The organism is Marinomonas foliarum, assembly GCF_003337275.1.
GTDB classification, from domain to species: Bacteria; Pseudomonadota; Gammaproteobacteria; order Pseudomonadales; family Marinomonadaceae; genus Marinomonas; species Marinomonas foliarum.
In genome coordinates this window covers 1-21979 of the sequence record NZ_QPJQ01000048.1, presented here as the reverse complement: position 1 = coordinate 21979, position 21979 = coordinate 1, and the positions used below count along the sequence as shown (strand labels likewise).

The 21979-nt window shown below is 42.1% G+C and carries 20 protein-coding genes; 10 read left to right on the top strand and 10 right to left on the bottom strand.

All coding sequences use genetic code 11. The features are described 5' to 3' along the window. Window positions 1-10 precede the first annotated feature (10 nt). From queE to DFP77_RS18250, 3 genes are read left to right on the top strand one after another with little or no spacing between them, the layout of a single operon-like run. A complete protein-coding gene (queE, locus tag DFP77_RS18260; protein WP_114413637.1) occupies window positions 11-661 on the top strand; it encodes a 7-carboxy-7-deazaguanine synthase in 651 nt (216 codons plus the stop codon). Between the two features lie 49 nt (window positions 662-710). Then, window positions 711-1205, top strand: a complete 495-nt coding sequence (locus DFP77_RS18255) for a peptidylprolyl isomerase (RefSeq protein ID WP_114413636.1) — start codon at window positions 711-713, stop codon at window positions 1203-1205. Then, complete coding sequence (locus DFP77_RS18250) at window positions 1205-1981, top strand: UDP-2,3-diacylglucosamine diphosphatase (protein ID WP_114413635.1); 777 nt, start codon at window positions 1205-1207, stop codon at window positions 1979-1981. The genes DFP77_RS18255 and DFP77_RS18250 overlap by 1 nt, the downstream gene beginning before the upstream one ends. 93 nt (window positions 1982-2074) lie before the next feature. Here DFP77_RS18250 and DFP77_RS18245 read toward each other — a convergent pair whose 3' ends face one another. Beyond that, complete coding sequence (locus tag DFP77_RS18245) at window positions 2075-2386, bottom strand: hypothetical protein (protein WP_114413634.1); 312 nt, start codon at window positions 2384-2386, stop codon at window positions 2075-2077. Window positions 2387-2522: 136 nt separating this feature from the next. Next, window positions 2523-3134 carry a MiaE family protein gene (locus DFP77_RS18240; protein ID WP_114413633.1) on the bottom strand — a complete coding sequence of 204 codons (612 nt, stop codon included), beginning with the start codon at window positions 3132-3134 and terminating at the stop codon, window positions 2523-2525. An 88-nt stretch (window positions 3135-3222) separates the two neighbouring features. On the opposite strand from DFP77_RS18240, the gene DFP77_RS18235 reads away from it, so the two are divergent. Beyond that, entirely contained in the window at window positions 3223-4989 is a 1767-nt protein-coding gene (locus DFP77_RS18235; RefSeq protein WP_114413632.1) for a formylglycine-generating enzyme family protein, read from the top strand. Between the two features lie 245 nt (window positions 4990-5234). Next, window positions 5235-8036 (top strand): bifunctional aconitate hydratase 2/2-methylisocitrate dehydratase, encoded by a 2802-nt coding sequence (locus DFP77_RS18230; protein ID WP_114413631.1) that lies wholly within the window; start codon window positions 5235-5237, stop codon window positions 8034-8036. A gap of 155 nt (window positions 8037-8191) precedes the next feature. Here DFP77_RS18230 and hpf read toward each other — a convergent pair whose 3' ends face one another. Further along, window positions 8192-8584: a ribosome hibernation-promoting factor, HPF/YfiA family gene (gene hpf / locus DFP77_RS18225; protein WP_110572353.1), complete on the bottom strand. Its 393-nt coding sequence runs from the start codon at window positions 8582-8584 to the stop codon at window positions 8192-8194. Between the two features lie 553 nt (window positions 8585-9137). Between hpf and DFP77_RS18220 the strand changes: the two genes are divergently transcribed. Beyond that, window positions 9138-9788, top strand: a complete 651-nt coding sequence (locus DFP77_RS18220) for a winged helix DNA-binding protein (protein ID WP_114413630.1) — start codon at window positions 9138-9140, stop codon at window positions 9786-9788. Next, window positions 9781-10536, top strand: coding sequence for a DUF3307 domain-containing protein (locus DFP77_RS18215; RefSeq protein WP_114413629.1), 756 nt, complete (start codon window positions 9781-9783; stop codon window positions 10534-10536). The genes DFP77_RS18220 and DFP77_RS18215 overlap by 8 nt, the downstream gene beginning before the upstream one ends. 76 nt (window positions 10537-10612) lie before the next feature. Here DFP77_RS18215 and asd read toward each other — a convergent pair whose 3' ends face one another. The 4 genes from asd to leuC all read right to left on the bottom strand — a co-directional run bounded on the left by asd (window position 10613) and on the right by leuC (window position 15022). Next, entirely contained in the window at window positions 10613-11731 is a 1119-nt protein-coding gene (gene asd / locus DFP77_RS18210; RefSeq protein WP_114413628.1) for an aspartate-semialdehyde dehydrogenase, read from the bottom strand. A 78-nt stretch (window positions 11732-11809) separates the two neighbouring features. Continuing rightward, entirely contained in the window at window positions 11810-12889 is a 1080-nt protein-coding gene (leuB, locus tag DFP77_RS18205) for a 3-isopropylmalate dehydrogenase (protein WP_114413627.1), read from the bottom strand. 45 nt (window positions 12890-12934) lie between these two features. Then, window positions 12935-13585: a 3-isopropylmalate dehydratase small subunit gene (gene leuD / locus DFP77_RS18200; RefSeq protein WP_114413626.1), complete on the bottom strand. Its 651-nt coding sequence runs from the start codon at window positions 13583-13585 to the stop codon at window positions 12935-12937. A 9-nt stretch (window positions 13586-13594) separates the two neighbouring features. Beyond that, window positions 13595-15022: a 3-isopropylmalate dehydratase large subunit gene (gene leuC, locus DFP77_RS18195; RefSeq protein WP_114413625.1), complete on the bottom strand. Its 1428-nt coding sequence runs from the start codon at window positions 15020-15022 to the stop codon at window positions 13595-13597. A 93-nt stretch (window positions 15023-15115) separates the two neighbouring features. Between leuC and DFP77_RS18190 the strand changes: the two genes are divergently transcribed. Beyond that, entirely contained in the window at window positions 15116-15997 is an 882-nt protein-coding gene (locus DFP77_RS18190) for a LysR family transcriptional regulator (protein WP_114413624.1), read from the top strand. 5 nt (window positions 15998-16002) lie between these two features. Here DFP77_RS18190 and DFP77_RS18185 read toward each other — a convergent pair whose 3' ends face one another. Then, on the bottom strand, window positions 16003-17154 hold the full coding sequence (locus DFP77_RS18185; RefSeq protein ID WP_114413623.1) for an MFS transporter: 1152 nt from the start codon (window positions 17152-17154) through the stop codon (window positions 16003-16005). Window positions 17155-17346: 192 nt separating this feature from the next. On the opposite strand from DFP77_RS18185, the gene DFP77_RS18180 reads away from it, so the two are divergent. Further along, window positions 17347-18972: an alpha-glucosidase gene (locus DFP77_RS18180; protein WP_114413622.1), complete on the top strand. Its 1626-nt coding sequence runs from the start codon at window positions 17347-17349 to the stop codon at window positions 18970-18972. Between the two features lie 86 nt (window positions 18973-19058). Here DFP77_RS18180 and DFP77_RS18175 read toward each other — a convergent pair whose 3' ends face one another. Next, window positions 19059-20120: an AI-2E family transporter gene (locus DFP77_RS18175; RefSeq protein WP_114413621.1), complete on the bottom strand. Its 1062-nt coding sequence runs from the start codon at window positions 20118-20120 to the stop codon at window positions 19059-19061. 12 nt (window positions 20121-20132) lie between these two features. Then, entirely contained in the window at window positions 20133-20378 is a 246-nt protein-coding gene (locus DFP77_RS18170) for a sulfurtransferase TusA family protein (RefSeq protein ID WP_114413620.1), read from the bottom strand. Between the two features lie 34 nt (window positions 20379-20412). On the opposite strand from DFP77_RS18170, the gene DFP77_RS18165 reads away from it, so the two are divergent. Beyond that, entirely contained in the window at window positions 20413-21831 is a 1419-nt protein-coding gene (locus tag DFP77_RS18165) for a M48 family metallopeptidase (protein ID WP_114413619.1), read from the top strand. The last annotated feature ends 148 nt before the right edge of the window (window positions 21832-21979 follow it).

Sequence of the window (21979 nt, the reverse complement as noted above, 5' to 3'; positions counted from 1 at the left end):
GTATAACCAAATGTATTCTATTAAAGAAGCCTTTTATTCATTACAAGGCGAAGGTGCCCACGCTGGACGCCCTGCTCTATTTTGTCGTTTTACCGGCTGCAACCTATGGTCTGGTCTTGAAAAAACGCGAGCCAAGTCCGAATGTCAATTCTGTGATACTGACTTTATCGGCACAGACGGCCAAAATGGCGGAAAGTTCAAAACCGCCCAACAATTACGATCTCATATCGACGCTCTTTGGCCAGAAAGCCAAGGACATAAATACGTTGTTTTTACCGGTGGTGAACCTGCGCTTCAACTGGACAACGAACTCATTGCTGAAATGAAACGTCATGACTACACCATTGCGATTGAAACCAATGGAACAATGGAATTACCACAAGGAATTGACTGGATTTGCGTGAGTCCAAAAACCGCAAAGCCCTTGATTGTCTCCGAAGGCAATGAACTTAAGCTGGTGTATCCGCAATCACACCTTTCCCCAGAGTTGTTTGAAAACCTAGATTTTCAGCATTTTTATCTGCAGCCAATGGATCAAAGTCACTTAACAGCGGATCAAATTCCACTAATAGATACCCAACAAGCCACTTTACATTATTGTTTATCGCATCCAAGGTGGCGTCTTAGCTTACAAACACATAAAATGCTCAACATTGATTGAACATAAATACATTTTGATATTACCGCGTTAACTTTATAAGGAATCTTAAATGATCATTTTACATACAAACCACGGTGACATTCACGTTGAGTTAGATTACGAAAAAGCCCCAAAATCAGCAAAAAACTTTGAAGATTATGTAACATCTGGTTTTTATGACGGCGTTATCTTTCACCGTGTAATCAATGGTTTCATGGTTCAAGGCGGTGGTTTTGAGCCAGGCATGACGCAAAAAGAATCTCGTACTGCCATTGAAAACGAAGCAGACAACGGCCTTAAGAATGAAATTGGTACATTGGCGATGGCTCGCACAATGGATCCACATTCTGCATCCGCTCAGTTCTTTATCAACGTTGCTGATAACAGCTTCCTAAACCACCGTAGTAAAACTCCAGACGGTTGGGGCTACGCTGTGTTTGGTAAAGTGACTGCTGGCATGGATATCGTGAACAAAATCAAAGAAGTGAAAACCACAATGAAATCAGGCCATCAAGATGTGCCTGCTGAAGACGTGATCATCGAAAGTGCTGAACTAGTAAAATAATGATCCATTATTTCATTTCAGATTTGCACCTTAGTGACAAACGCCCGGATTTAATCCGGGCGTTTGTACAAATGAGCAAAGCACTTATTGCACGCGAAGAAAAGTCAGAGCTTTACATTTTAGGTGACTTCTACGAAGCCTGGATCGGAGACGATTTTCAGGCTGATTGGAATACCGAAATAGAAAATGCCTTGGCGGACATTTCTCAGTCAGGTATACCTTTGTATTTTTTACATGGCAACCGAGATTTCTTGATTGGTAGCGATTGGATTAACCGTGTTGGCGCTGAGCTTATTCAAGAGCAAACCGAGCTATCTCTTGAAAATAGCACTGTGCTGCTTACACATGGTGACGAATATTGTTTGGAAGATACTGAATATCAAGCATTTAGAAAAACAGTGCGCTCTAAAGCATGGCAAGAACACATATTGGCTATGCCGCTTGAACAGCGTATCGCGCTCGCAGCTCAACTTCGCAATGACAGTAAATCTATGGCATCGGAAAAATCCATGTCTATCATGGATGTCACGCCATCAGCGGTTGCTGACTCTTTAACTAAACATCAGTGCAAAACGGTGATTCATGGACACACGCACCGACCTGATGCCCATAAAGATGATCAGTATCTGCGCTGTGTACTAGGTGATTGGGACAAGTTTATTTGGCTGGCAAGTATTGAAGGTAATACATACATTCAATCAAAAGCATTCGTAGAAGACTTTGAACAAAAGGGATTATTTAGCTTACAGGAAGTACACAGAGAGTCTCTTTATTAAGAGATTGTCATCTAAAGTTGTATGTCAGCAGCAAGCCAAAAATCGAATTAGAAGCCAGCCTACGCTGGCTTTTTTTGTATCTTGCATAAATCTCTAGCGATTCAACAACTCACGAACCCAGACTGTTTCTTCACGATTGCGAGAACGAGTAAACTCAATATTTCGATTATGAAGCATAGCGATCGCGCGAAAAAAGGCGTTATTCACGATGACAGGACTCAATTGAATACCATATTCCTGCCACCAATATTGCTGAGCTTTACAGGTAAGCAGTTGGTATAAAAAATCCAGCTCTAAAGACCCTTTATACATAGCATCCAAATCCACTACAGGATCAACCTTCGCAATTTCTAAAGCAAGCCAATAAGTCACATCTGGTAGAGTTTCGCTCTTATGTATGCTCATTATATCCCCCAGAATTTCAAGAGTAATATTTTGAGATCCTTGCAGAATCGCTCATCACATAAAGACCTCACTATGAGTGTAGCACCCTACTCAAAAGTAACCAGAAGAAGTCGTCAAAGATTGTGGCATTTTGTAATTAGATTACGCTTGGAGGACCACTGTGCATGCGGAACTCTTCATCAGGTTCGGTAATCAGCTTTTCTTCTAAATCGCGGAAAAAAGCCACACGATCATCAATCGGTTCATTGGAATATTCTTTTGCAAGATCAAGGTAATCCTGAAAGTGCCTTGCTTCGGATTTAAGCAAAGAAATATAGAACTTCGATAACTCTTCATCTAAATGTGGTGCCAAGGCAGCAAATCGTTCACAGGAACGGGCCTCTACAAAAGCACCAATAATCATGGTATCAACTAAACGCGCAGGTTCGTGAGTGCGAATATGTTTACGCAGTCCATCTGCATAGCGTGAGGCCGACAAATGATCGTAGGCAACATCGCGTTTTCGCATGATTTTATGAACTTGCTCAAAGTGCAATAGCTCTTCACGAGCCAAACGTGACATTTTATGCAGAAGATTATCGCGATCAACGTAACGATACATTAAACTCATAGCCGTTGAAGCGGCTTTTTTTTCACAATGAGCGTGATCATTAAGTAGCAGAGTTTGATTCTCAAGTGCCCAATTTACCCATGCCTCAGGCGACTGACATGGAAGAAATTCAACAAGCTCCGGATACGCTGATAACATTACTCTACCTTTTTATGTTAAAAAACGTGATTATACCTTGTATTAACCACTTAGGCAGCAACGTCTTGATTTGGATATCCAATTCGTAATGAATGATTTTTATGACCCTCAGAAACTAAAAATTGGCCAACATGTTGGCGTAGAACTAGATCCGTATGTTCTAAACTACCCAGTGGATAGTCGCAAAACCACTTGGGTTGCAGATCAGGGTGGGCGCCCTTTTGTATTGCGTTTTTATCAATCAGGTAAAGGCAAGGTAGAAGATTTTCTACAAAATGCCCGCAAATACGCCAGCGTAAAGCATCCGGCTATAACCCCTAATTATCCTCCCTTTTATTCTAATTTGTGGGTGTTCTCTACCTCTGCAGTTTGCGGCGGAGAGAATTTATACAGCTTTTTAGGAAAATACCCTGATGGTGCACCACTCAATGTGGTGATTAGTTTGTTTGATAACATTGCTAAGGCATTGGATCAAGTTCATAAAAACGGCTTATTCCACGGCCATCTCGATCTAAGCGCGATCCATGTTGTGAATGGCCTTGGGATAATGACAGGCTTTGGCTCTCATAATTGGATGAAGCGCATCGAAGAGAGTGAAATGGATGCTCGCCTCTTCCCACCAGAATACCTTAAGAAAGACCAGAAAAGGACAGAAGCTGCTGATAAATATGCTTTTATGCGCCTTCTAATGGCAACATTGTTGGGAGAGTCAATTCTCGATAAAGATTTCTCCACAGGCCTTCCAGACACTCACCCTAACCTGAGCGAAGCTACCTGGGGGCGCTTAGTAGAATGGTGTCGTGAAAATGAACGACATCGTCCTAAATCATTAGCTGAAGTCATTCGGATCATTCGAGCTAACCTTTATAAGCAAGAAACCAGTGACAGTTCTGCTACAAAACGCGCGGTTAAACGTTATGTCCGAACCCTATCACCAATCAAACTGACAATCGGATCGATAGCTGCCTTAAGCGTTATCGCTGCATTTGCTTTTTGGGCAAATAGGCCGCCAGCAGAAGAATCAATTGTGGCAACGCAACCTCAGCAAACCCAACCACCAGAAGAGCCGGAAAAAACATCATTTGAGGCCTTGCCTCAAGTTTTAGAAGAGCCTCTCGCTTCTGGTGGCACAGCGCCAAAAATTGAAAAAGTCCCACCTGCTACATTTATTATGGGTGATCAGGGCCACCTTGGTGATGACAACGAAAAACCCGCTCACGAAGTGGATATCCCTCGCGGCTTTTATATCAGTAAGTATGAAGTCACCTTTAACCAATATGACAAGTTTGCCAAAGCGACAGGTAGGCCGCTCCCTCTTGATAACGGCTGGGGGCGAGGACAGCGACCAGTAATCAATGTCAGTTGGTACGATGCTAAAGCTTACACGGCATGGATTTCTAGCGAAACAAATGCAGAGTATCGCCTTCCTACTGAAATTGAATGGGAATATTCGGCCAGAGCAGATTCAAACACGGCATTCTGGTACGGCGACACGGTAAAAGCTGGCTATAGCGTTTGTGATAGTTGTGGTAGCCAATGGGACGGTGTTTCCACAGCTCCGGTTGGCAGTCAAGCAAGTAATCCACTAGGCTTATTCGACATGCATGGCAATGTCGCAGAGTGGATTGAAGATTGTTATCACGATACTTATGAGGGTGCCCCAACCCAAAACCAAGTTTGGCTAGCAAACCAATGTGATAGTCGTGTACTTAGAGGCGGATCTTGGTTTGACATTCCAAGAGTGGGCCGTAGTTCTACCAGATACCGAGCTGAGCCCGAGTTAAAAGCCAGTAATTGGGGGTTCAGAGTGGTTAGGATTATTCAGCAATCAAATGATTTATCTAAATCAGAATAATTCCGCTAAATGTCACCTATTCGAAATTGTTATGGTCCACAGTAACTCTTTGGCGCTTTTTTTCTATAAAATAAGTGCATCAAAAAATGATAAAAACTTTGTATGACTTATTTTCTGTAGAAGGTAAGTCAGCGTTTTCTAACATTATGATCAATAAAGTCGAAAATGAAACCTAAGGGGAAATCATATGCTAGAAGCATATTGTTAGGCATGGCATTTTCGACAATCATTATTCAGAGGTGCAAATGAGCTTATATTTAGAGTACTTACAAGAAATAGAGAATCGTAAAAGCCAAGGATTGCATCCTAAACCAATCGATGGCGGCGATCTACTAGCTGAAATCATCGCTCAAATCAAAGACGCTGGGCATGAGCATCGCGAAGGCTCACTATCTTTTTTCATCTACAACACCTTACCAGGTACAACCAGCGCAGCTGCTGTCAAAGCAGAATTCCTAAAAGAGATCATCCTAGGTGAATCAAGTGTGAAAGAAATCACACCTGAGTTCGCTCTTGAGCTATTGTCTCACATGAAAGGCGGCCCTTCTGTTGAAGTATTAATCGACCTTGCTTTGTCTGATGATTTGGCTGTTGCAGCGCCTGCTGCAGAGGTACTAAAAACTCAAGTATTCCTATACGAAGCAGATATGGAACGTCTTGAATCAGCTTATAAAGCTGGCAACCCTCTTACTAAAGATATCCTTGAAAGCTACGCTAAAGCTGAATTCTTCACCAAGCTTCCTGACATCAGTGAAAAAATCGAAGTTGTCACTTATATTGCCGCAGAAGGTGATATCTCGACAGATTTGCTTTCACCTGGTAACCAAGCTCACTCTCGTTCTGACCGTGAACTTCACGGCCAATGCATGATTACACCTGAAGCTCAGCAAGAAATTAAAGAGTTACAAGTTAAGCACCCAAGTGCAAAAGTAATGCTTATCGCTGAGAAAGGCACAATGGGTGTTGGTTCTTCACGTATGTCTGGCGTAAATAACGTCGCGCTTTGGGCTGGCCAACAAGCAAGCCCATACATTCCATTCGTGAACTACGCTCCAGTTGTTGCCGGCACAAACGGCATTTCCCCTATCTTTATGACGACGGTAGGTGTTACTGGCGGTATTGGTCTTGATCTGAAAAACTGGGTTAAGAAACTAGATGCTAATGGCAAGCCGGTTCTTGATGAAAATGGCGATACCATTCTTGAGCAAGCTTACTCAGTTGAAACGGGTACAGTTTTAACTATCAATACAAAAGAGAAAAAACTCTACAATGGCGACAAAGAGCTAGTAGACATCTCTTCTGCCTTTACGCCTCAGCAAGTAGAGTTCATGAAAGCTGGCAGCTCCTATGCTGTGGTATTCGGTAAGAAACTACAAACCTTTGCTGCTGAAACCCTAGGGATTCCAACGCCTACTGTCTACGCTCCAGCACAAGAAATCTCTAACGATGACCAGGGCCTAACGGCTGTTGAGAAAATCTTCAACAAAAATGCTGTAGGTGTTAAGTCTAGAAAAGCCCTTCACGCTGGGTCTGATGTTCGCGTTAAAGTAAACATCGTCGGCTCACAAGATACGACTGGTTTGATGACTGCTCAAGAACTAGAGTCTATGGCAGCCACTGTTATTTCTCCAAGTGTTGATGGCGCATATCAATCAGGTTGTCACACTGCGTCAGTTTGGGATTCAAAAGCGCAAGCTAACATTCCAAAATTGATGTCATTCATGAACAAATTTGGATTAATCACTGCTCGTGATCCAAAAGGTGTTTATCCTCCAATGACCGACGTTATTCATAAAGTATTGAATGACATTACGGTTGATGATTCTGCGATTATCATTGGTGGTGACTCACATACTCGCATGTCTAAAGGTGTCGCTTTTGGCGCTGACTCTGGAACCGTTGCTCTTGCATTGGCAACAGGTGAAGCAACAATGCCAATCCCTGAAACGGTTAAAGTAACCTTTAAAGGCGAAATGAAGAGCTACATGGATTTCCGTGATGTTGTACACGCAACACAAGCTCAGATGCTTAAACAGTTTGGCGGTGAAAACGTATTCCAAGGTCGTGTCATCGAAGTACACATCGGCACATTGATGGCTGACCAAGCGTTTACCTTTACTGACTGGACTGCTGAGATGAAAGCAAAAGCGTCCATCTGTATTTCTCAAGATGAAACGCTTATTAAATCTCTTGAACTAGCGAAAAAACGCATTCAAATCATGATTGATAAAGGCATGGAAAATGAAGCTAAAACGCTTCATGGCTTAATTGCTCTTGCAGACAAGCGTATTGCTGGCATCACTTCTGGGGATCAGCCTGCTCTAGTGCCTGATAACAATGCTAACTACTATGCAGACGTTGTTGTTGACCTTGACGAAATCAATGAACCAATGATTGCCGACCCAGACGTTAACAACGATGACGTATCTAAGCGTTACACTCATGACGTTATTCGCCAGGTGTCTTTCTACAAAGATAAGCCTGTTGATCTTGCTTTTGTTGGCTCTTGCATGGTTCATAAAGGCGATATGCAAATCATCGCTCAAATGCTGCGCAATCTTGAAGAACAAAACGGCGGCGTGTCATTCAAAGCACCTTTAGTTGTTGCTCCACCAACATACAACATTGTTGATGAGTTAAAAGTGGAAGGTGACTGGGATATCTTGAAGAAGTACGCTGGATTCGAATTTGATGATGCTAAACCAAAAGGTGAAGCACGTACTAAGTACGAAAACATCATGTACTTGGAGCGCCCTGGGTGTAACTTGTGTATGGGTAACCAAGAGAAGGCAGAACCTGGTGATACGGTTATTGCGACCTCTACTCGATTGTTCCAAGGTCGTGTTGTAGCTGACTCTAAAGAGAAGAAAGGCGAATCTTTACTTGGTTCTACACCAATCGTTGTACTTTCTGCTATTTTGGGAAGATTCCCAACATTGGAAGAATACAAAGCCTCTGTTGTTGGTATCAAACTGACAGACTTTGCGCCACCACTAGATGCTATGACAATGGCTCCAGTAGAGTTTATTCCAGTAAATAACGTATAAGCTCCACCATACGACCATATTGTTAGCATGATCCAATGCCGCTGTTTAGTAACAGCGGCATTTTTTATGTTAGTTACACCACAACAAGAACAAAACAATCTACAAAAACAAAAAAGCCCCGCTATGCGAGGCTTATCCCTAGAAAGGTTGATTAACTAAATAACTTCTCGCTCCACCAGTTCATCAAACTCTGCTTGTAACTGCTGCTCTACAGGGCTCTCTACATCTTTAGCATTAATATGATGTTGTCGGCCCGCATGCTTCGCTTTGTGTTTAATTAGTTGTTTCTCTAACTTACCGACCAGAAGGTCAAGTGCCGGCTTAAGCTGTTTATCGGTTTTAACCGTTGCAAAAAGATCATGGCCAGGAATATGAACACTGGCTTCTACTATTAATTCATGAATCTCATGCTTCTCTGTGTTTAGTATCACTTTAATAGTCGTTATCTGATTGTTGATACGTGCCAAGTGATCCATTTTTTCTTTTACTACTTCTTGAACTTCTTCACCAGATTGGACGTGGTGACCACTAATATTCAATGTATACATAGAGAATTTCCTTCTATTTTAGTCAGTTTTTTATTAACTTAAGTTTTATTCCTCCTCTTCTGCTCTTACTTATAATCTATGGGTACTATCGCTTAATTTCAATGCTTAGAGTGTAAATACTTGTTCAAGATCATGAACAAAACACAGCAGTCAAAAAACTTACACGACCCCCTTAAATACTATATATATCAATGCCATAAATCTTCTTCTGAAAATTTATTTCGATACGATATAGATAAAGTAATAAGTTTTGACACCCATAGCAAGCTTTAGTTTCATCAAGAAAAACGTCAACGGTTTGATGAATGTCAACCCTCATTTAAATGAGTGTAGCAGCCCAGAAGCGATTGAGAAGTGAAATACCACATAAGCTTATAAAAAATACTAATCACTGCCACAAAAGCTAGAAGCCTACTTTTTTCATTTGGATATAAAGCAGCGGATTTACAATTAGCCACAAATAGCTAAAAAACATAAATTAGCCATTTTCGGCTAAATTTGTTTTTTTAGTCATAAACGGCTAAATTACTCTAATCAACTAGAAGGGCATCGCATGAAACAGACAGTTAAACCTATTGCCGTGATAAGCGGTGATGTAGTTAGCTCAACAAAACTTACTTCTGATGAATTCGAACAACTACTACAGCGGGTCAAAGATATTCAAGCGTGGATCACTGAAGGGAACGCCTCTAACCTCCATAGTATTGAGCGCGGAGATGAATTTCAGACAATCGTGCATGACATTAGAAATGCACTCAAATATGCGATTCTTTATCGAATCGGCATTAAAGCCCTTGGTAAAGTGTTTGAAAGCCGTATTAGCTTTGCTATTGCCTCTAACGCGGACTTGCGCGCCTCGGTATCAGAGTCCATGGGAGAAGCTTTTGTTTTATCTGGCCGGGGATTAAAAGCCCTGAAAAGTGACCGTTTCATTTTTCACTCAGAGCACCCCAAACTCACAGAGCGCTTTGATCTACTCTTCAAATACTTAGATAGACAGCTCACCGAGTTAACATCACGACAATGTGCCGTATTAGTACCTATGTTGCGCAATCAAGAAGGTTTGTCTGTGAGCGAGCTTGCGGATAAACTCGACATTGCCACAGCGACAGCCAGCAAATCCCTTAAAGCATCAGGGTGGCCGCTTATAAGTGAACTAAATAGTCTATTTATAAACCAAGTAACAGGGCTTAAAGATGTCTGATTTTAGCACCCTACTCATTTCATTTTTACTGATCCATACACTTTGTGACTTTTACCTCCAACCAAAGCATTGGATAGAGGAAAAGAAAGAGAAAAAACACAGATCACCAAAACTCTATTTGCATTCGATTTTACATGGCGTGGCATTACTCATCCCTGCGTTAGCCCTAAAGATCGACTGGATGAACATCGCTATTATCATCTTGATTGTTACCATTACTCATTTCGCTATCGATCTATGGAAAGTCAGCACAACGAAAGGCGACGCCTTTTCACGCTTCGCCATTGACCAAATATTGCATGTAATAGTATTGATCACTACGGTTTTTTACATCACTGACAGCATCGCCATTACTGTACTACTACAGCATGATCAGTTACCAGAAGCTATCATGACCACTTTTGCTTACTTATTGATACTCAAACCTACCTCAGTCGCAATCAGCTGCATTTTAAGCAAATATCCGATTTCAGGTGGTGAGAAAGAAAGCGTTAACGGATTGGTTGCTGGCGGCGAATTAATTGGTTACTTAGAGAGAATATTGATACTAACTTTCACTCTAGTGGGCAGCTATGCTGCCATCGGCTTTGTGCTAGCGGCTAAGTCAATCTTCAGATTTGGTGAACTAAATAAATCAAATGATCGAAGCATGGCGGAATACGTGCTAATTGGATCATTAGTATCTGTAGTAATTACAACACTGATAGGCGTATTCGTAATAATAGGTTTAAACCTAGATATCAGCTAGCCTATTTCAATACTTTTACTTGCACATAAAAAAACCCGCTCAAAGCGGGTTTTTAGAATCTAGCTAAAAACTATCATTAGTCTTCGATTAAGATACGAAGCATGCGACGTAGTGGCTCAGCAGCCCCCCAAAGCAATTGGTCACCGACTGAGAAAGCACTTATGTATTCAGGTCCCATGTTCAACTTACGAATACGACCCACTGGAATACCAAGTGTGCCAGTCGCTACAGTTGGCGTTAAACGCTGCATTGTTGCTTCTTTATCGTTTGGTACAACATCAACCCATTGGTTGTGCTCAGCAAGCAAGCCTTCAATATCCGCCACTGGGATGTCTTTGTTCAGTTTGATGGTGTATGCCTGACTATGGCAGCGCATTGCACCTATACGAACACACAGGCCATCAACTGGAATTGGGTTGCCGTCGATACCTAGGATCTTGTTCGCTTCAGCTTGCGCTTTCCACTCTTCACGGCTCTGTCCGTTATCAAGCTGGCTATCGATATAAGGAATCAAAGAACCCGCTAGAGGCACACCAAACTGATCTGTTGGAAGCGTACCAGAACGCATTGTTTCTGCAACCTTACGATCGATCTCAAGAATCGCACTGGCTGGATCAGCAAGCTCACTAGCAACCGAACCTTGCAACATACCCATCTGATTGATCAGCTCACGCATGTGACGAGCACCACCACCAGACGCCGCTTGGTAAGTCATAGAAGTCATCCATTCGATATGACCTTTTTCAAACAACCCACCTAGCGCCAATAGCATCAAGCTAACAGTACAATTGCCACCAACAAAAGTTTTAACGCCACTCGTTAAACCTTGTTTAATAACATCCAAGTTAACTGGGTCAAGTACGATAATGGCATCTTTATCCATACGTAGAGAAGATGCCGCATCGATCCAGTAACCTTTCCAACCAGCATTACGCAACTGTGGGTAAATAGCCTTGGTGTAATCCCCGCCTTGACAGGTAATAATAATATCCATCTTTTTCAATGCTTCAATATCGCTTGCATCTTGAAGTAATGGAATATCTTTACCAATTTCTGGACCTTTCTGCCCCGTTTGAGATGTAGTGAAGAAAACTGGATCAATATGATCAAAGTCTTTTTCTTCCATCATGCGTTGCATCAACACGGAACCGACCATTCCGCGCCATCCGACTAAACCTACAGTTTGTTTTGACATGGTTAACGTTACCTTTTTTTGTGGGGCCACTCATACCAAGAGCAGTATCCCTAATGAATACCCAATATCGTTATGATATTAAGCTTTTAATGCTGCTAGAACGGCATCGCCCATGGCTTGCGTACTAACAGTTTCGCATCCATCTGATGCAATATCTGCCGTTCTAAGACCTAGATCCAGAACCTTGCTGACTGCCGCTTCAATCGCATCCGCCGCATCTTTGGCGTCTAAAGAATAACGCAACATCATAGCAACTGACAAAATTGTCGCCAATGGGTTAGCGATTCCTTTACCTGCGATGTCTGGAGCAGAACCGTGACATGGCTCATACATACCGCGACCTTCAGCATTTAGTGAAGCAGAAGGTAGCATACCAATAGAACCTGTCAACATGGCAGCAGCATCAGAAAGGATATCACCAAACATATTGCCAGTAACCATTACATCAAACTGTTTTGGTGCACGAACAAGCTGCATAGCAGCATTATCGACTAGCATATGAGTCAATTCGACGTCTGGATACTCTTTCGCTACTTCTTCCATAATTTCTTTCCAAAGCACAGTTACTTCTAGCACGTTGGACTTATCAATTGAGCAAACACGCTTACCACGTTGGCGAGCCGCTTCAAAAGCAGAACGTCCAATACGACGAATCTCTGATTCGCTGTAAACATAAGTGTTAAAACCTTCTCGCTCACCATTTTCTAACGTGCGAATACCACGAGGCTGCCCAAAGTAAATGCCGCCTGTTAGTTCGCGAACAATTAGGATGTCCAAGCCAGCAACGATTTCTGGCTTCAAGCTAGACGCATCAGCTAACTGTGGGTATAGAATCGCAGGACGAAGATTCGAAAATAACTCTAGGTTAGAGCGCAAGCCAAGTAAGCCTTTTTCAGGGCGAACTGACATGTCTAACTTGTCCCACTTAGGACCACCAACCGCACCAAGCAAAATCGCGTCTGCTGTTTTAGCTTTAGCTAATGTCGCTTCTGGCAATGGAGAACCAGTCTCATCATAAGCAGAACCACCGACTAAAGCGCTCTCATGCTGAATATTCAATGAAAACTGTTCATTCACTGCATCCAAAACACGCACCGCTTGCGCTACGATTTCTGGACCTATACCGTCACCCGGCAAAACCAATACATTCTTAGTCATGTTAAACCCTTTAAAAAATCTGTCTTCTAATATGTTTTTTGAAAACTACTGACCGCGTGACAAGAAAAGCCACGGCGCATCATTCATGCGTTTTTCTTCGTAACGACGGATCGCAGCATCTTGCTGTAACGTTAAGCCGATATCGTCTAAACCATTCAACAAACAATGTTTACGGAAATTGTCCACGTTAAATTCGAATGCTGCACCAGAAGGCGAGGTTACGGTTTGGTTTTCAAGATCGACAATAATTTCTGCACCTTCTCGCAAGGCGACTTCTGCAAACAATTGATCTACTTCTTCAGCCTGTAAAACGATAGGCAACAAGCCATTTTTGAAGCAGTTGTTATAGAAAATGTCGGCAAAGCTTGGTGCAATAATCGCGCGGAAACCGTAATCATCTAATGCCCAAGGCGCGTGCTCACGGCTAGAACCACAACCAAAGTTCTGACGCGCTAATAAAACACTCGCGCCTTTGTAACGATCTTGGTTTAAAACAAAATCCTGACGAATAGGACGACCATCACATTCTTGGTCTGGTTGACCTTCGTCTTCATAACGCAGTTCATCAAATAAATTTTTACCAAAACCAGTACGCTTGATGGATTTCAAGAACTGTTTTGGGATGATCATATCAGTATCAACGTTCGCCAAATCCAAAGGAGCGGCTAGACCTGTATGTTTAGTAAAAGGACGCATACTGTTCTCCTAGTGTTTAACAAACTCATTAACATCAACAAAATGGCCAGCAATCGCTGCAGCCGCTGCCATAGCAGGGCTCACCAAATGCGTACGACCCCCAAAACCTTGGCGACCTTCAAAGTTGCGATTTGAAGTTGACGCACAATGTTCCCCAGCACCAAGTTTGTCAGCGTTCATTGCCAAACACATAGAGCAACCAGGCTCACGCCATTCTAATCCAGCGGCTTCGAAAATCTCGTGCAAGCCCTCTTTTTCAGCTTGCGCTTTTACCAAGCCAGAACCAGGAACGACGATTGCCTGCTTAAGAGTTGACGCGACTTTACGGCCTTTAACCACTTGCGCTGCAATACGTAAGTCTTCAATGCGTGAGTTGGTACAAGAGCCAATAAAAACTCGATCTAGCACAACATCAGAAAGCATGGTTTTGCCTTCAAGGCCCATGTATTTCCAAGCGCGTGCATAACCTTCTTTCTTCACCGGGTCTTTCTGGTCTTCTGCACGAGGAATCGGCTCATCAATAGCAATAACCATTTCTGGCGAGGTCCCCCAAGTAACTTGTGGTTTGATATCTTCCGATTTAATCACAACCACTTCGTCAAATTGCGCGTCTTTGTCAGACACAAGGTCTTTCCATGCTTCTACCGCCATATCCCAATGCTCGCCTTTTGGCGCATAAGGACGACCTTTAACGTATTCAATAGTCGTATCATCTACTGCAATCAAACCAACACGTGCGCCTGCTTCAATGGCCATGTTACAGACCGTCATACGGCCTTCCATAGACAAAGATTGGATGCCTGTTCCGCCAAACTCAATGGCGTAACCTGTACCACCAGCGGTGCCAATTGCACCTATAATCGCTAAGACAACGTCTTTAGCAGAGACCCATGGTGACAATTCACCATCAACACGAACCAACATGTTGCGGCTTTTCTTCTGCACCAAACACTGAGTCGCTAATACATGCTCAACTTCAGAGGTCCCAATACCATGTGCCAAAGCACCAAAAGCACCATGAGTCGATGTATGGGAATCACCACACACAACCGTCATACCCGGAAGCGTTGCACCCTGCTCTGGCCCAACAACATGCACGATTCCTTGGCGAATGTCTTTCATATTAAATTCAGTAATACCGAATTCGTTACAGTTATCATCCAAAGTCGTTACTTGGATTTTAGAAACTGGATCTTCAATACCATCTACACCAGAAATACGTTCTTTCTTAGTCGTAGGTACATTATGGTCTGGTGTTGCTAAACTTGAAGACACACGCCAAGGCTTGCGCCCTGCCAATCGAAGCCCTTCAAATGCTTGTGGTGATGTCACTTCATGTAGCAACTGCAAATCGATATAAATCAATGCGCTGCCGTCATCTCGTTGCTGAACAAGGTGGCTATCCCACAACTTGTCATAAAGGGTTTTCGCTGACATAAGTTCTCTCCTCAGAAATCTATTGCGCTATCCTAAAACTTTGGCTTAAATTACTCAAATTCATATTTTTCATGTTTTGGATAATTTTTTGGAATGATAGATATTGCAGAGTTACTTACTTTTATAAAAGTTGCTGAAACCGGTTCTTTTTCAGAAGCGGGTGACCAACTTTTCGTTACACAACCAGCCATTAGTAAACGTGTCGCCTCCCTTGAAAACAGCCTTGGCGTAAAACTTTTTGATCGTATTGGACGACAAGTGCAATTAACCGAAGCCGGTATTCGCTTGCTGCCTAAAGCGCGAAAAATGGCGGAAGACCTACAAGACATAAAACGCAGCATGACATTACAGATGCAAGATGTAAGTGGTGAATTACGAATATCAACTGGTCATCATATTGGCTTACATCGCTTACCTAAATCACTAAAACGTTTCCAAGAAGATTTTCCCAGTGCACATTTGGAAATTGAATTTGTTCAATCAGAAGAAGCTTACCAAGATGTTTTAAAAGGACGAGCTGAACTGGGAATAATTACGTTGTCCAATAAAGAAAACCCGCTTATTGAATCTTTGCCTATTTGGTCCGATCCCTTGACTTGTGTGGTTAGTAAAGACCACCCTCTCGCGCATTATAACAATGTCAGCTTAATTGAATTAGCCCAGCACGCTTGCGTATTACCTAATAAGAACACCTTCACTAGACAAATAGCCGAGCAAGCTTTTGGCAAACAAGGACTAAAACCTCAAGTACGAATGAATACCAATAATTTAGAAACATTAGCAATGCTGGTAAACATTGGCTGGGGATGGTCCCTGCTTCCATCGACATTAGTCGATGATAGGTTGGTCGTCTTGAACTTGCCAGATTTGAACGTCGAAAGAAAGCTTGGCGTGATACATCACAAACAACGAACGCTCAGCCGTGCAGCCATCGCTTTTATTGAGTTACTAAAGAGCGATGGCACCAGCTTGTAAATACTTTAACGCCGTTGACTAATAACCAGAATGGTCAGTGCTAAGGCGCTTACGCACGCCGCTAAGGTGAAAACCCAAGCACCGCCTAGCCACTCCCACAGATACCCTGTAATTACCATACCAAGTCCGCCACCTAAGCCAATCGCAAAAGCGCTATACATAGCTTGCCCTTGACCAGCGAAACGTTCAGGAAAAAGGCGTCGTATTTGTTCAATCGATACCATGTGAAACAAAGCAAAGGTTACGCAATGCAACAGCTGAGTTAGAATAAGTACCCATGCGACAGAGGCAAACCAGCCAATTAGCAGCCAACGAACAATACCGCACACAAAACATAGCGTAATCACATGAACCACATCAAAGCGCTTAATGGTATTGCCAAAGAATAAGAACAAGAAAATCTCAATGACGACACCCAATGCCATCAGTAGTCCTATATGCTCACCGCTATAGCCAAAGTTGGATAAGTGCACCGCAAAAAACACATTGAAAGGCGCATGGGACATAAAGGCCAAAAAAGCCAAAACAAAAAACAGCATCGACTCAGGGTGTTTCACTAAAGAGAAAAAAGACGTCGTCGATTTTTGCTGGTGAACCTCATAAGCCTGTTCTTTTAAGAAGAAAGAAGTGACCACGGCAAGTGCCATAAAAACACACATCGTTGGAATCACCACAGCAGTGCCAAATTTTCCAATTAAAAAACCAGCACTGGTAACCGCAAAAACATAGCCAATCGAACCACCTGCTCTTAGACGCGTATAAGGAACATCTAATTGGCGAATACTTCTCACAGTTAACGAGTCAGTCATTGGTATAAGAGCGGAATAAAACAGCGCCATAGTACAAGTAAGTAACCATAAGGTTTCAAACTGATCACTCCAATTAAAGGGAATCACAGCAATGAAACAGCCTAAAATACCTAATTGCAGCGTACGTTTTGGCAAGCCAACTTTCGCTGTCAGCCATCCCCAAAAATGCGGAACCAAAATACCAGATAAAGTAAACGTGGACATCAAACGACCAATTTCAGAGGCGGTTAAACCTATCGATTTATAGTACATCGAAATATAAGGCATCATGACGCCTACAACCGCACAGAAGAAAAAGTAAAAAAAGAATAAAGGCCAAGCCACAGGGCGAGATTTTTCAGAAAACATCATGTCTCCAAGGGATACAAATAAGATTATTATCAACCAAGACAATAAAAAAATTATGCATAACTAATAATGTTTGAGTATGCTGGAATTAATGAAAAAAAGCACGACAGAGAATGGAACCAATCCTCTATAAATCTAATAAATTCTGTTAACGCTTAGACTAAAACATCCCTATATTCAGAGAGAACAATCATGATGAATAATCAAGAATGGTGGCGTGGCGCAGTAATATATCAGGTTTATCCCCGTAGTTTTTTTGACTCCAATAACGACGGCATTGGAGACCTTCCCGGTATAACGGCGAAAATGGGCTATATTGCCTCTCTCGGAGTGGATGCTATTTGGTTGTCTCCTTTCTTTACCTCTCCCATGAAAGACTTTGGTTACGATGTATCTGATTACTGTGGAGTTGACCCTATTTTCGGCAATTTGTCTGATTTTGATAAACTGGTAGCATCCGCTCATCATCACGGTATTAAAGTCATGATTGACCAAGTACTGAACCATAGTTCGGATCAACACCCTTGGTTTGTTGAATCACGCAGTAGTCACGATAATAACAAAGCTGACTGGTATATCTGGGCTGACGCCAAACCAGATGGCACAGTTCCTAACAATTGGTTATCTGTCTTTGGCGGCCCAGCCTGGCACTGGGATAGTCGTCGTCGACAATATTATTTGCACAACTTTTTAGACAGTCAGCCAGATTTGAACTTTCACAACCCTGCCGTAGTTGACGCCTTACTGGAAACCGTAGAATTTTGGCTAAAACGAGGGGTAGACGGTTTTCGATTAGACACTGCTAATTATTATTATCATGACGTAGAACTTAGAAATAACCCGCCAAAGGAAGAAGTAGTCGAAGGCAGTATTGGGGTTAGACTCGATAACCCATATGCTTATCAGCTTCACCTGTATGACAAATCCAGACCCGAAAACATTGCCTTTTTACAACGTTTACGCCATTTGCTCGATCAATACCCAGACACCACCACAGTAGGCGAAGTCGGCTGTGATTTTGCCCTAGAAACCATGGCTGCTTATACCCAAGGCAAAGACAAACTACACATGTGCTATTCATTCGACCTACTCACTCATGATTCTTCTATGACACACATTCGCAATACCATGGAAACAATAGAGGCAGGATTAGGTGATGGTTGGCCATGCTGGTCAATTGGCAATCATGATGTTGAGCGCGTAGTAACTCGCTGGGGTAACAACCACGACACAGTAGCCAAAAGCAAAATTTATATGGCGATGCTATTAAGCTTACGTGGCAGTGTTTGTCTATATCAAGGCGAAGAACTCGGCCTACCAGAAGCTGATTTGACCTTTGAACAACTAGTTGACCCATTCGGCATTAATTTCTGGCCAGAATTTAAAGGCAGGGATGGTTGTAGAACGCCTATTCCATGGAAGAATGAATCTTTAGGAGGGTTTACTCAATCCGATGAACCTTGGCTACCTATTTCTGAATCGCAACTTGCAATGGCAGTAAGTGAGCAGGAAGGTAATCGCCACTCTGTGTTGCATGCCTATCGTGATTTTCTACATATAAGACGAAGTCATCCAGAGCTGCGCCATGGCGATATCGAATTTTTATACAACGATGAAACAACCCTGACCTTTACCCGTAGCTACGAAGGCAAACGTATTTACGTGGCTATTAATACTTCAGGCCAAGATATCATCTTGCCGGACGAGCTCAATGTATCGCCTCTCACGTTGCCAGAAGCTATACACAGTGGCTATGTTGATGGAAATACGATAGTACTTCCTCCGTTTAGCATTTTACTGGCTTCTGTAAATGGCTAATACTTGAGCATAAAATAAATATGTAGGCATAAAAAAGTCCCGCCTACCAATGTAGTAGCGGGACTAAAATTCAGAACTTACACAAACTAAGAGGACAGCTGCTCTTGGCTTGGCCAAGCATTGATAATTGCTTTCACTAAGGTCGCTAACGGGATCGCAAAAAAGATCCCCCAGAACCCCCAAATACCACCGAAAAATAGTACCGCTACAATGATAGCTAGAGGATGTAAATTTACTGCCTCAGAAAACAGCAGTGGCACCAATACATTGCCATCCAGCGCCTGAACAATTAAGTAGGCCACAACCACATAGATAAATTCACTCTGTGTGCCATATTGATAAAAAGCCACCAATACCACAGGAATAGTCACTGCTGCCGCACCGATATAAGGAATTAAGACAGACAAACCGACCAACAAAGCCAATAACTCAGCGTACTTCAAACCAAAAAGCAAAAAAACGACGTAAGTGATAATACCAACAACAAACATCTCGATAAATTTACCGCGTATATAATTCGCTATTTGATCATTCATCTCATGAGCAATATTGCGCATCATTCTTCTTTCTTTTGGCAACCAAGATGTCAAATAACTAGAGATTCGTTCTTGGTCCTTTAGGAGAAAAAACATCACCAAGGGCACGAGAACAACATATATCACCACAGCAAACAGAGAAGGAATACTTGAGATAGAGAATGATACAAGCCATTGGCCAAGATTCGTAGACTCATTAGCTAGAGAGTTTGTTATTTCATCTATCGCAGATTGACTAACTAACTCACTGTGTCCTTCTGCAAATTGCTGCACCTCATTACGAATAACAGTAAACATTCTTGGTGCATCCTGAACCAATCGCACCGCTTGACGCCAAACGATTGGCACCATGACACCAATAAATACACTGCATGCAGTTAAAAATGTAAAAAAAACAATAAATACAGAGCTAATATGACCAAGACCGAGTCGCTGTAATCGCTCAACAACACCCTGCAATAAGAAGGCTAAAACAATCGCGATTAAAATAGGTGCAAAAATCCCACCCCAGAAAGCTAGTACACACACGGTAGAAATTAGTAAAAGTAGAAAGACCACTACCTCTTCGTTCGAGAAATATCGCTTAATTAGCGTGTCTACAATTTTAAACATATCAGATCCATTTCAATTTTTTTGAATCATAAAGGTATATACATTACTGTCTTCTAAAGTGGACAGTAAAGAATAACCAACCAGAGCTACGTATTGAGGAATGTCTTTCAAAGAGCCTGCATCACACGTTGTGACACAGAGACATTCACCCTTAGACATTTTGCTTAGCGCCATCTTGGCTTTGAGTAAAGGCATGGGACAACGATCTTCTCTTGCGTCTAAGATTACGTCATACTGATTCTCTAGATTGTCCGTCATTTTCTAATTTTCCAACAATTGCATTAGCCGTATTATGAGACTATTTCAAAACGTTACAACAAGCTTTGCTATCTTAGCCATTGTTTTTACAAGTACTTTATCTAGCATGACTCAGGCAAGCATCCCTGATTTGGAAGCAAGCAAAGACGAAAGAACGTTATCAAATCCCTCTTATATTCTGGGACAGTACTGGTTTCGAAAGCTCAATGGTAGCCGCGCACTTATCGATTTTCCGCCAGCTTATAATTACTTGAAAGATACGCTTTCACGCTTACTGCCACAAACTAATTTGTACAACACCACCATTGAAATGACGCTATTAAATAGCTCTCAAAGTAACGCTTTCGTTATCCCAGGAAACCACCTTTTTATCTATTCAGATATTATGGAAATGATAACCAGCGAAGATATGTTACTTGGCCTTCTCGCCCACGAAGTTGCACACTTAGAGTTAAGACATTATGAGCGTCAGCAAAAAAACTCTGGGCAAGAGTTACAGAAAACATTGGCAATGTTAGGAGCAGGCCTTGCTGCGGCTTTAGCCGGAGCCGGCTCCGATGCTACAACAGCGCTGTGGCTAGGAGGCATTGCTAACCAAGCAGAAAATACTTTAACTTATAGCCGTAACCAAGAACAAGAAGCAGATAGACGTGGACAGGAATATTTAGACAATGCTGGATTAGCACCCGAAGGTATGTCTAAGTTATTCCAAGCATTTTTTAAAAAAGCACTAGGTCGTCCAAAACTAGAATTCCTCTCCACGCACCCATCACCAAACACAAGACTTTCGGACTCTTTCAATACAGACGCAAGAGAAACCATCTTAAGCCAAATGACAAGCAGCGATTTCGAATATTTTCGCGCCAGCCTACTCGCTTATAGAGCGGGCATTGAAGATAATCCATATGCCTATCTCGACCAAAACATCCAACATATTGATGCACAAAACTTTGCTAAAGCATTGTTTTCATATTTGATACAGTCGCCAGAGCGCGCTCTTGTATTTTTGAATAAATTAGAAAAAACCAATGCGTTTTCTGATTATCTTGAAGCACTTAGCTACACACAGGCAAACAAAAAAGAAACAGGGCTCGAAATCATTCAGAATAGATTGGCCTTAGCTCCTAATGACATATTGTTCTCTATGCTGAATTCGCAACTCACACAGTCAAAGCCAGCTAATATTCATTCGGGGTATCTCTATGAACAGAGACTAATTTGGCGAGCTAATATTCAATACTATAAATCAATAAATAACATTCCGATGGCATTACATTACAAAGCGCTTTTGGATTTTAGCCAAGGAAAAGAAAAAGCAGCCCTCTTTTTAATCAAACGAGCTAAAAGAGATGCTTCTGGAAATGATAAAAACATAATTTTAAAAACAGAGGGATTTTTCGAACGGGTTATTGAAGCTGAAAAACAAGAAGATTTAATAGAAGATAAAAATTAATCTATGATAAAAACAAAAAAGCCAAACATGATGTTTGGCTTTTTAATTCATATTGTCCCATCCTAAAATACGTTGACATAAAGAGGACTTCTTTATGGCGACATCAGGTATCAAGTGTATTAAGCGCACACAGCGTGACTATTCAATG